Genomic DNA, 11,827 nt, shown 5'->3' on the forward strand with positions numbered 1-11,827 from the left:
GTTTTTTCCTGCTCTGGCGTGAGATTAAGCAATACCTCCAGAGTTTTGGAACCGCCATAATGTCCGAGTACTTTAACTAATTTGTCGGGGGTGATCCCAAAATTACTTAGCTTTTCCTTTTGCTCTGACGTAAGAGCCAGCACGGCCTGCAGAGTTCTAGAACCACCAGGCTGCCCGACTACACGAATTAAGTTGTCAGCAGTGATCCCCAGATTATTTAGCGTTTCCTTCTGCTCTTGCGTAAGTGTAAGCAATGCCTTTATGTTTATTGAACCACCATCGCATTCCACAATAGAGACAAATTTATCACCTACCACTCTCAAATCATTCAATGTTTTTTCCTGCTCTGGCGTGAGATTAAGCAATACCTCCAGAGTTTTGGAACCGCCATAATGTCCGAGTACTTTAACTAATTTGTCGGGGGTGATCCCAAAATTACTTAGCTTTTCCTTTTGCTCTGGCGTGATACCCAATACTGCATTTAGATTTTTTAGATTTTTTGAACCACTCCCAGCACCGTTTACTAAATTGCTTAATGTATCACCGACAATCCCAAAATCTTTCAGTTGCTGTTGCTGCTCTAAAGTAAGATTCTCCAGTTTTTTCAAGATGTTTGAGCTGACATTGTCCCCTCTGATTTTTGAGATATGGCGCTCTTCAATGCCTATATTCACTAAACTTTGTTGGTCTGTGTTTACTCGACGAGGAGTTGCAATCGTCATACCCGCCAAATAGGACTGTATCCATGTAGATTGATGAGCTCTTCCTTCACGCTCAGTGTTGCGATCTTGATCCGCAAGTTTCGTCGAAGAGGGTTGTAGAAATGTAGGTAAACCTCTGCAAGGCGAGTGGCTAACCTTCTGTACGGTGAAAGATGGACAGGTTTTTTCACCTTCTACATCTTTGTGTGTGTTTTTTTTTCAGCAGAAATGGGACTTGCAAACATTTATGACTCCATTAAATAAATATCATGATTATATATGGCGTATTTTGTTAAGTTTTATTTCTTGAATAGATTTTATTTCGAGAAATATCGTTGATTGCTTATTATCACCATCTTTGCAATCACGAAAGTCAGTATAGTCATAATCTGCATATGTTTTATTGAAGCGCTAATATATTTATCATCTCACTTACTGATAATCTAACCATTTAATGCATTACATTAAAAAATAAGTAATGAAAGATGGAATTATAATTAGTTTATTATACTTTCTTTGGTTATTCTTCGAATTCCATTAAAGGATTTATCTTGACCTTCTAGACATAAGTCAATGACTTCACCTTTGGCGAGATACACAATTTGAATATGGTTAGAAAGCTCTCTTAATGCCTCTTTAGGAACTTTATCAAAGGGATCAATTTGACCAACAAACTGAACAATATTTGGCAATAGAGATTGTGTCATAGCGAATACCTGTGATTAATTAGTATTAATATATAATCAACAAAATAAAAAAGCATACCAATGTATGCTTTTTTTAAAATTAATCACAGAAGCGTAATACGTCGTTTTGAACTAATTAACGACTGGCAACCGGTGATTCGTCGCCTGCAAATGGTCTGCCGAAGCTTGGCGAGCTTTTTCACTATTACCAGCCATAATCGCATCGTAGATGTGGCGATGTTCATTAATACAGGTACTTCCTTCCTCAGAAGAGTGCGATATAAAGTTAACAAACATAGTGGTCAAAATGTTACCAAACGGCAGGTAGAAATCATTGCCTGTTGAGTTAAAAATCAGACTATGAAATTTTGTATCCACTTCCAACCATCGTTGTTGGTCAAACTCTTCAGCTTCAGCCACTTCACACATGGCTTGGAAAGCCGCAGAAAGTTCAATCCGTTGCTCTGCCGTTGCATTGCGAGCAGCTAAAGCACAAGCAGCAGGTTCAATGGCATATCGGAGGCCGAGAAATTGAAGACAAAATTCATCGTTGTCAGCCAACCCATCCATCCATTCGATAAGCTGAGAGTCTAAAAAGTTCCAGTAAGCTCGGTTCATAACGCGTGTGCCAATTTTTGGCCTAGACTCCAAAAGTCCTTTGGATGTCAATAATTTAACAGCCTCACGCAACGCAGTTCGACTAACACCAAACTGTTCACAAAGATCCATCTCCCCCGGAATAATCGAACCTTGGGGTAAATCACCAGAAAGAATGCCACGTGCAATTTCACGAGCAACTTGTACATGCAAACTACGTTTTGAATCAGAGATAGAATTAAAAGCACTCGCCATAGGTTACTACTTATTTTTAATATGTATTATTTAACGAAAATTATAGCACTTTATACTCAATGGCAACAAACCTACTTTCTATAAACGTGATGTATTTAAGTGCTTTTAAACTGCTATTTTGACTTTCTTGTATCAATGACATGCTCCAATCCTTGCTTGCCCCCTCTTCCACGTCATCACTGTAACCAATAAGCGTGCACCAAATCACATATCTTGAGCTCAAATCACAATATTTGACCAATGGTTCAGCTTGTCATTTGAATTAACAAGGTAATATTGTATTATTTATATCATATTGAGGAGCATTTTTGCTTGGTTTTCTAATCATTACGCTTCAAACACAGCACTGCATAAGGTGGCCACTATGTCGCTATTCTCCTTGGTTGAAGATTCTAGCCGAAGAATTCATGTACAAGTTGCTAGGCAACTAGCACGAAAAATATTATCAGGTGAGCTTAAAGAACATTATAAACTGCCTAATGAAATGACACTGTGTCAGCAGCTCGGGATCAGTCGAACTACGTTAAGAGAATCAACAAAATTGGTTTCAGCTAAGGGACTTATTGAGTCTAAGCCAAAGGTAGGCACTTTAGTTTCTCCCCGTGCACAATGGCAATTTCTAGACCCTCAATTGCTCGACTGGATTCAAGATTTAGACGATATTCAGCCTTTCCTTTCACAGTTTTTAGGATTACGAAAAGCCTTAGAACCAGAAGCTTGTGCACTTGCTGCAACCAATGCCACTGTGGAGCAACGTAAACAGCTGTCGATTTTTTTCCAAGAAATGACGCGGGCTGCTAACAGCTTTGATTACGACAGCTGGGCACTCAATGATCATCAGTTTCACCAGACTATTTTTCTGTCAACAGACAATCAATTTTACATCCCGTTTAGCAATATTTTGTCTGCTATTTTTAAACAGTTTATCGACCATTCCGCCGAAGGTGGTCGATTCTGTTTATCAGAGCACAAGGCCATTTACGATGCCATCATGACGGGTAATGCTTCTCAAGCTAGAATTGCTTCGCAACAACTGCTAGATGATGAAAACCAAAAACTCGCCCATATCGCTAGCTAACCGATAAGCGAGATATTAAATATCTATTAAACAGAAAGTTGAGCCGCAAGCAACGTGAATTAACTTGCAATAAGCTAGTTGTCTTTTGCGGTTAAATATCATTGAAGTTCATTTGCGCAATACCATTGTGGCGCACAAAGCCACCTTGTTGTTGCTTTTATTTTAGGTGGTCTTTGTGTCTTCCCAATCTTACCTTCGAAAGAATCTATCACTCGCCTGGCCATTGGCGCTTAATGCCATTTTAATGCAGTCAATGTTAATGATTGATACTCTGCTTGTATCTCCACTAGGTGAACTTTCTTTAGCAGCTATGGGTATCGCGACGACGATAATTGCGTTTGTATTAGGTATTCAGATGGCTTTGGCTAACGGCACTCAATTAGTACTAAGTCGCGCAGTTGGTTCTGGGTTAAATACTTCACTATCGAAGGCTTTTTTGTCTGGGTTAATCATCAATTCGTTAGCTGCCATCTTTTTCTGGCTACTGTTAACGATGTTTGACCAATCGTTGATCCAATTACTGACCGATGATTCATCGCTTTACGTACAAATCAACAGTTACCTCAGTATTTCCAAATACCTTGTGTTATTTACCGCACTGACACAGGTGATGATCGCCCTGTTTAATGGCCTAGGAAGGACAAAAATCCCTTTCAAAGGCTACTTAATTGAAATGCCGCTCAATGCCTTACTGTCTTTTGTTTTCATACATGGATTTTCTCAATTTGAAGGCATTGGTGTTCAAGGGGCTGCACTTGGAAGTCTTATCGCGATTGGTGTCCGGTTGTTGTATCTCTCGGTTTGTTTACATTTCGGTTCACACGTTAATCTTGATATCCGCCCTCACTTACCTTCATTAGCTCGTAATATTCGCCAGCACTTCCTTGAAATTTTTCCAGTTGCGGCAAACATTACCATTCTATCGATAGGGGCCACTATCTATCAGTTAATCTATTCACAACTGAATATTAACGCTTATGTAGCGATTACACTCGTTATGCCCTGGGTTCGCGCAGGATCTCAATTTATCACGGCCTGGGCTCATTCTTCAGCGATCACCATCAGCCAAGCGATAGGCTCACGTAAAATGGATAGCCTTGTAAAAGATGTCGATACTAGTATTGATGTTGCGGTTTACATTTCCATTCTCTGTGCAGGGCTTTTTGCAGCAATAAGTGTTGTCATTGGTGATATTTACCCAGAGTTAGCGCCATCAACTTACCATGCACTGGCTGCTATTGCTCCGTTATATATCTTTTTACCTATCGTTCGAGGTTATAACACGGTGCATGGCAATGTCTTACGAGCCCTAGGAAAAACCACCGATGTCTTTAAGATTAATTTCACTGGTCAGTGGATTATTTCAATCCCGTTATGTGCGTTGATTGTGCTTGTTTTCGATGGGTCAATTTTTTGGGCCTTCGCGATTCAGCCCTTTGAAGAAATCGTTAAGATGCTGCCGTTCCGGCATTTAGCCAGAAAGTCACTGAAAGAATTCGATATGCAGAAAGCTGAAAAGCTGATGTATGACTAAATTTATAGCGCTAGCAACTCGATAGGAAAGTGGGTGTTCCTCTCTCCTACAGCCTCCACACCGATATTCAAATCCAATATCTAGTTCGTCATATCAAAAAAAGCCAGATAACATCAGCTATCTGGCTTGGACTTATTTCCGATGTAATCTCTATCTTCGTTCCCGCAAAGATATGAGTGTCGAAAATATTATAGTTGGGCGAACGCACCTTCCCACGAGAACGTTTCACCACCAAACTCTACCGAATGAAGCGTATTTTGTTCATTCTCAGCTTGGTTTGAAATGCCGTAGTGGTAAGTGTTACCCGAAGTGGTCTGTATGCGGATAACAGTCCCGACACTGTTATGGCCCGCAACAGACACAGATTCAACAAGACCGCGAGCACCTACCGATGCCTCTATAGATTCGTTAAAGTAACCGTGAGTTTCTAGTACTGATGCAAACACATGGTTTTGACCAGACTGACGCAAAATAAATGCAGGTTCGCTCTTTAAGTTAAAGTCTGGATCATTTGCCCCTGTGCGAACAAAAATTACTTCACTCCCTTCAACCGCACTAGTGACCATACTGTAGTAACTGTTATCGTGTAACCAACTAACCAGTGAGCTACCTTCCACTTTACCTGACGCAACGTTCCATAGATGTTGGTAACCGTTATCTTCACCAAGTGGCTTCAACGTACTTTCGATTTGGTAATCAAAATCAGTACGAATAATTTGACCTGAATGATGGACTGGTAAGTCATACTGATGCTCTGCATCCGCTTCAATACGGTAGATATCAATCACTAGCGGTTTTTCAAATTCAGGAATTTCAGCAAGAAGCACACTGCGTTGCATATCGACGCCAGTGTAGTAGTCAGAAATAGAGCCGCTCATTCCTTGTAAAGATTTATTGTTGGCAACAAAGAAATGCTTCTGACCAAACTTAGACTCAGCCAATGCGGTATCGAAGTTGTTTTGTGTTTTTTGATCAACCGTTACTGTGTTGTGAGCGACGGTTTGCTTGCAGTAAGATTTATTTTCTGGAATGTAACGACCGCCAAATTTTGGTTCAACGTTTACCCAACGACCAAAACCATAATCGTGCAACACTTCATGACCACGGTTGAATACACTGAGGTGTAGACCGTCGTAGTGGCCGTGATCAAGCGCTGAGTGGTACTGGTGATCGCTGCCGTGTTGACCAAACCAGATCAACGCCATGGTGTCGTCGTCTTGATCGTCACGGTGACGAAGAATGCTTACGCCACCTTTCTCACCTTTAGGGCCATCGGTAACAAACAGGCTTCCCCAATTAAATGCTTTTATATTTTCTGCCTTTGCAACCGCATTAGAAAGTGTTTGACCAGATGAATGAACCCATACGTCTTGTTGGTGATTTGCCATACCAAGTAAGGTATCCGTTTGCTCGTAACGGTGGTAACACACAGACGTTGCCATGATTACGCCCTCATCATTGATAGAAATCGTTTTTGATGAATCGTTCAGTGCTGGCAATGTGCCGTCTGGGAATGCCGTTTTAAATACCGCGTAAGAGGTTGTCTTAATTACTGAATCGTTGAATTCGTAAATACCAAGCTCTGGCTGGCGACGTTCAATCGCTTCTGCAAACAAGTAGATTGGACGTAGCGAGAAACGGTGGTAGTAAGGACCTTCCATGTAGTAGCCATCTGGCGAGAACAGTTGGTCAAGTTGCGCGAGGAAACCGCCGCTGACTTTGTCTAGTTTCAGGCCGTAAAGCGCTTTGTCCACTGACTCTTGATCATTTATCGCGTAACCACAGATACCTACCGCAGCCACTGCCCATAGGCCATGGTTGTGTACGATATCAAAGTCGTGTGCGTAAGTGACTACGAACATTTCAATCATCTGCTTAAGAAGATCATCTTCAATAAGACGCTTCTGCTCTTCTGAAATCGTGTGATAAATGCAGCTGTAAGCACAAGATGCGTACAACATCCACATGTTTTCGTTCAGCGTTTGGTGGAACAGCTTACCTGGAGGATTAGAGTCACGGCTTACGTTGCTTTCAAGCGTTGGATAGACCGTTGCGTACGCGGTAAGCATATCCACGATATAATCACGATATTTCGCTTGTTCGGTAATGAGAAACAGACGACCCGCAAGATCCATATGGATATAGTTTTGCTTATGGCGATTATGCTCATAGCCGCCACCTTCACCATGACCTGGCACTTCAATGCCAACTTCCGCCATATAAGCGTCAGTTTGTTTAATATCACGCGCAAGCGCTTTTCCTAACAGGCTATCCTTGCCAAGATCTTTACGAAGCTCTGCGGCTTCTTCAAAGTTAAGTAATAGTGGTTGATAGCTCATTATTTTTTCTCCTGCCCAGTGGAACCTTGCTCTAATTGCTTGATTTCTAAAGAATAGAAACCTGTCCAACTGTATGCTTTACCATGGAATTCTAAGGTGTGTTTGGTGTTTTCTGTTGCACCAAGTTGATTACTGATCATCACGATTACGTCAGAAACCGCAGTCTTAATTTCGACAACGGAACCAACGTCATTATGACCAATAATAGTGATGTTTTGTACAACACCTCGCGCACTTACTGACTGTTCGAACTCTTCATTGAAGTAGCCGTGTGTCTCAAGTACTGAAGCAAACAAGGTTGATTCACCTTTACTGCGAAGGATGAATGCTGGTTCACTGCGTAAATTGAATGATGGATCATTTGCCCCAGAGCGAGTGAAGATAACTTCAGCATTGTCGTTTGAACTTGTGCCCAACCATGTGTAGTAGGTGTTGTTTTGTAGCCAACTTACCAATGCCGTTTGGCTTACTTCACCACTGGCTACATTCCAAAGGTGTTGATAACCAAAATCACTGCCTAAGGTATTTAATTCTTTATGAGTTTGGTATTCAAAGTTAGTACGAACAATCTGACCTGCATATTGATGGGAGTAATCGTACTGGTGCTCACCTTCACCGCCTTTTGTAGAATCTAAGCGATATAGGTCTAACAATAACGGAGATTCTAGCTCTTCAATGTTTAGCATGAATACGCTGCGTTGCATGTCAAAACCATCGTAGTGATCGTTGGCAAATGCACTCATGCCATTGACTTTCTCATCTTCTACTTTGAAGAAATGAGGCAAACCGTGTACTGAGTCTGCACGTTCAACGTCGAAGTTATTCTGACATTTTTCATCAATCGTTACTGCGTTATGAGCAATGGTCTGACGAGCGTACGATTTGTTTTCGTCTAGGTAACGGCCGCCGAATTTAGGCTCAACATTAACCCAACGACAGAAGCCGTATTCACGCAGTACTTCATGACCGCGGTTAAAAAACGAAATACCGAGCGTGTCAAAGTTGCCATGACCCATACCATGCTGACCGTAGTTCATCACCAGTTGAGACACATCGCCTTTTTTATCCTGCATACGGATAAAGCCTTGTGCGCCCTTATCACCATTAGGACCTTCATTAAGCTCAACACTTGGCCAAAAAGGCATGCCAATTTCACGCTGAGCCGTTGCTTTCTCATACGCTTGTGACAACTCCAATCCACACGAATGCATCCATACTGAATTTTGAATTTTCGCCATGCCTAAAATATTATTATCAACACCACCAGAGTCTTGAGATCCGTAGTGTTTTGCATAAACACTTAACGCAACCTGCACACCCATATCAGTGATGCCCATGGTACGTGAAGCATCATTCAATGCAGGGAACTCTCCGTTCGGATACGCGGTGGCAAGTAATGCCTGTACCGTATTGCCAATCACTTTGTCTTTATAATTATAAATATCAATTTCAGGCATATGGCGGTGAATCACTTCCGCAAACACACAGGTCGGGCGAATCGCATAACGGTGATAGTAAGGCCCTTCCATGTAGTAGCCAGAAGGCGCGAACAATTGTGAAATCTGCGCTAGGAAACCACCCGTTTCATTACGCTCTAAGCCATAGACCGACATGTCTAAGTACTTACGTTTACCAATCGCCAAACCACAAATACCAACCGCCGCCACAGCCCAAATGCCGTGGTTATGAATTCGGTCAAAGTCATGAGCGTATTTAACGGTAAACATGTCCAGCATAGGTTCAAAAATACGCGTCACAACAGCGTGGCGTTCCTGCTCTGTCATGCTAGAAGCAACGCATGAGTAGGCTAAACTCGTAAACATCAACCAACAATGCTCATTCAAAATTTGGTGAAATAAGCGTCCCGTTGGATTGGTGTTTTTCTGAACATGAAAATCAAACGTGAGGTATTTTTCGGCATAAATCGCTAATAAATCACGGACAAATTTCGCGTATTTATCCTCTTTAGTGATCAAGAAAAGACGACCGGCTAAGTTCATGTACGTATAGTTTTGTTTATGGTGGTTATGTTCATAACCACCCGCTTCACCATGTCCAGGAACATCAAGTGGCAAACGCATAAATGCCTCCACCTCTTTCTTATACGCTTCAATAGTTTTCCCCATTAAGCTAGGGCGTCCTATTTCTTGGTGAAGCTGCTCTATTTCTGCATCCGTCAGCAAAATTGGTTGTGTCGTCATAATTTTTGTCACCCTCTTACTAAAGAGATTCGTTTCTTAAACTCCGCATAAAGTAATACAATATGAGATTAAATCATACTAAATACTCGTTAAATAATGAAGGAAATCACAAATTTCCCTTTTCAACGAGGCTGTTCATACAGCTACCCAAAGATCAATGAAAATACAAACAACTGATTATAAACAAAAAAATGAGATGAGATTGATTAGCATCACACAATAAAAACATATTGTATTATTTATTGTGGATTTGATTATAATACCCAGCATGAAAATTTGATTAGATATTTGCTTAGGAGAACCTACATGAACCATTTCTTTAATTTGCAAGAAAATCCTTGGGAAGAGTTGGGCGGTGGCATCAAGCGTAAAATTGTTGGTTACACTGACGAGCTAATGGCTGTCCATCTATGTTTTGATAAAGGCGCTATTGGGGCTCCGCACGCACACGAAATTCATGACCAAATTGGTTATGTAGTAAGCGGTAGCTTTGAAGCTGAAGTCGATGGTGTAAAAAAAGTACTTAAAGCTGGTGATGCTTATATCGCACCTAAGCACTTTGTGCACGGTGCAGTTGCTCTTGAGCAAGACAGTATATTACTTGATATGTTTTCTCCTGCTCGTGCAGACTTCCTGAGTTAACACAACCAACACCGCTGATTAAGGTAAGAATATGAACTCTGTAAAGATCGCCGTCATTGGTGAGTGCATGGTTGAACTGCAAAAAAAAGCGGGTGCATTTACCCAGTCTTTTGGTGGTGACACGCTAAATACGGCTTTGTATCTGTCTCGACTAACAAAAGCACAACAAGTACAAACCAATTACGTTACGGCACTCGGCCAAGACCCATTTAGCGAAACCATGATTCAGAAATGGCAAGCTGAGGGACTAAACACCGAGCTTGTTTTGCGTATTGAAAATAAACAACCTGGGCTTTATTACATCGAAACCGATAGTACTGGTGAGCGTAGCTTTATGTATTGGCGTAATGATGCTGCGGCAAAATACCTATTTGATCAAACAAGCTCCCCTACGCTCGTGGATAAATTATTCGAGTTCGATGCTATCTACCTAAGCGGTATTACATTAGCAATTCTCACAGAAAACGGCCGCAATACTCTGTTTAGCTTCTTAGAGGCATACAAAGCAAAAGGGGGGCAAGTTATTTTTGATAACAACTACCGTCCTAAACTGTGGAATAGCCAGCGAGAAGCTATCGAAAACTATACAAAAATGCTTACGTTTACGCACACGGCCCTACTAACCTTTGATGATGAGCAGCTGCTTTATGGTGATCTCTATCTTGAACAGTGTATTGACCGTACGACTCAAGCTGGCGTAAAAGAAATTGTTATCAAACGTGGCAGTAAAGACTGCTTGGTGATTGATGCCGAATGTGCACAGTATGTACCAGCAACACGTGTCGATAACGTGGTCGATACCACAGCCGCTGGTGACTCATTTAGTGCTGGATACTTGGCAAAACGCCTGTGTGGTGGAACACCAAAAGAATCTGCATTTGCTGGGCATACCGTCGCTGGTAGTGTTATTCAGCATCACGGCGCTATCATCCCAGAGCAAGCTATGCCAAAGCTATCCTTATAATATTTTTAATAAACCTCTTAACTGAGGTTTATTTTGCTTACAAAGAGATAAAACCATGTCGACATTAAACGAACAACTTTCTGCACTCAAAGTTATCCCTGTTATCGCTATTAACAAAGTGGAAGATGCAATCCCACTGGGCCGAGCACTGATGGAAAATGGTATGCCTTGTGCAGAAATCACCTTCCGTACTCCTTGTGCTGCTGAAGCAATTCGTACAATGCGTGATGAATTTCCAGAAATGTTAATCGGTGCAGGCACGATTTTAACTAACGATCAAGTAGACCAAGCCATCGAAGCTGGTGTCGACTTTATTGTTAGCCCTGGTTTTAACCCACGGACGGTTCAATATTGTTTGGATAAGAATATTCCAATCGTACCTGGCGTTAATAACCCAAGTTTAGTTGAGCAAGCAATGGAGATGGGACTACGCACCTTGAAGTTTTTCCCAGCCGAGCCTTCTGGCGGTGTGAATATGTTAAAAGCGTTATCAGCAGTATACCCCGTAAAATTCATGCCAACCGGTGGAGTAAGTCTAAACAATATCGATGACTACTTATCTGTATCATCAGTACTTGCATGTGGTGGCACTTGGATGGTTCCAACTCAACTGATTGATCAAGGTCAATGGGAAGAGCTAGGCACATTAGTTCGTGATGCCGTCGCTCACGTTAACGCGTAAGTTTATTTTTATTCTGTCCGGCCTCTTGCACCTCTTTACGCAAGGGGCTTTTTTCTCTCCTCGCTATCTATCTTGTCTATTTCCCTATTCGCGTAATATCCATACATCGCCTTATCAAATCACGAAGTTTAGTAATACAATTGAAGGG

At 41.6% G+C, this 11,827-nt stretch carries 9 protein-coding genes and 1 pseudogene; 5 read left to right on the top strand and 5 right to left on the bottom strand.

What is annotated here, in order from left to right; all coding sequences use genetic code 11:
* From HGG78_RS06480 to HGG78_RS06490, 3 genes and pseudogenes are all read right to left on the bottom strand, one after another.
* Nucleotides 1–722, bottom strand: a 722-nt coding sequence (locus HGG78_RS06480; RefSeq protein WP_172532370.1) for a hypothetical protein, incomplete at its 3' end; no start/stop codon positions are given.
* A gap of 506 nt (nt 723–1,228) precedes the next feature.
* Nucleotides 1,229–1,408, bottom strand: a pseudogene (locus HGG78_RS06485) (hypothetical protein); the annotation flags it as partial.
* Between the two features lie 111 nt (nt 1,409–1,519).
* Entirely contained in the window at nt 1,520–2,239 is a 720-nt protein-coding gene (locus tag HGG78_RS06490) for a FadR/GntR family transcriptional regulator (protein ID WP_053309418.1), read from the bottom strand.
* Between the two features lie 364 nt (nt 2,240–2,603).
* On the opposite strand from HGG78_RS06490, the gene HGG78_RS06495 reads away from it, so the two are divergent.
* Together HGG78_RS06495 and HGG78_RS06500 are read left to right on the top strand one after the other, a co-directional pair.
* Complete coding sequence (locus HGG78_RS06495) at nt 2,604–3,317, top strand: FadR/GntR family transcriptional regulator (RefSeq protein ID WP_053309417.1); 714 nt, start codon at nt 2,604–2,606, stop codon at nt 3,315–3,317.
* Between the two features lie 166 nt (nt 3,318–3,483).
* On the top strand, nt 3,484–4,851 hold the full coding sequence (locus HGG78_RS06500; RefSeq protein ID WP_080996299.1) for an MATE family efflux transporter: 1,368 nt from the start codon (nt 3,484–3,486) through the stop codon (nt 4,849–4,851).
* 188 nt (nt 4,852–5,039) lie between these two features.
* Here HGG78_RS06500 and HGG78_RS06505 read toward each other — a convergent pair whose 3' ends face one another.
* A complete protein-coding gene (locus HGG78_RS06505; RefSeq protein WP_172532371.1) occupies nt 5,040–7,190 on the bottom strand; it encodes a heparinase II/III domain-containing protein in 2,151 nt (716 codons plus the stop codon).
* Entirely contained in the window at nt 7,190–9,391 is a 2,202-nt protein-coding gene (locus HGG78_RS06510) for a heparinase II/III domain-containing protein (protein ID WP_172532372.1), read from the bottom strand. The genes HGG78_RS06505 and HGG78_RS06510 overlap by 1 nt, the downstream gene beginning before the upstream one ends.
* A 306-nt stretch (nt 9,392–9,697) precedes the next feature.
* Between HGG78_RS06510 and HGG78_RS06515 the strand changes: the two genes are divergently transcribed.
* Genes HGG78_RS06515 through HGG78_RS06525 form a run of 3 tightly spaced genes read left to right on the top strand, consistent with a single transcriptional unit; the run spans nt 9,698 to nt 11,679 of the window.
* Entirely contained in the window at nt 9,698–10,033 is a 336-nt protein-coding gene (locus HGG78_RS06515) for a cupin domain-containing protein (protein ID WP_171981121.1), read from the top strand.
* Nucleotides 10,034–10,064: 31 nt separating this feature from the next.
* The gene (gene kdgK, locus HGG78_RS06520) at nt 10,065–10,997 is read left to right on the top strand and encodes a 2-dehydro-3-deoxygluconokinase (RefSeq protein WP_171981120.1); all 933 of its coding nucleotides are present in this window, start codon (nt 10,065–10,067) and stop codon (nt 10,995–10,997) included.
* 55 nt (nt 10,998–11,052) lie between these two features.
* A complete protein-coding gene (locus HGG78_RS06525; protein WP_053309412.1) occupies nt 11,053–11,679 on the top strand; it encodes a bifunctional 4-hydroxy-2-oxoglutarate aldolase/2-dehydro-3-deoxy-phosphogluconate aldolase in 627 nt (208 codons plus the stop codon).
* The last annotated feature ends 148 nt before the right edge of the window (nt 11,680–11,827 follow it).

Source organism: Vibrio aestuarianus (genome assembly GCF_012395185.1).
Lineage (GTDB): Bacteria > Pseudomonadota > Gammaproteobacteria > Enterobacterales > Vibrionaceae > Vibrio > Vibrio aestuarianus.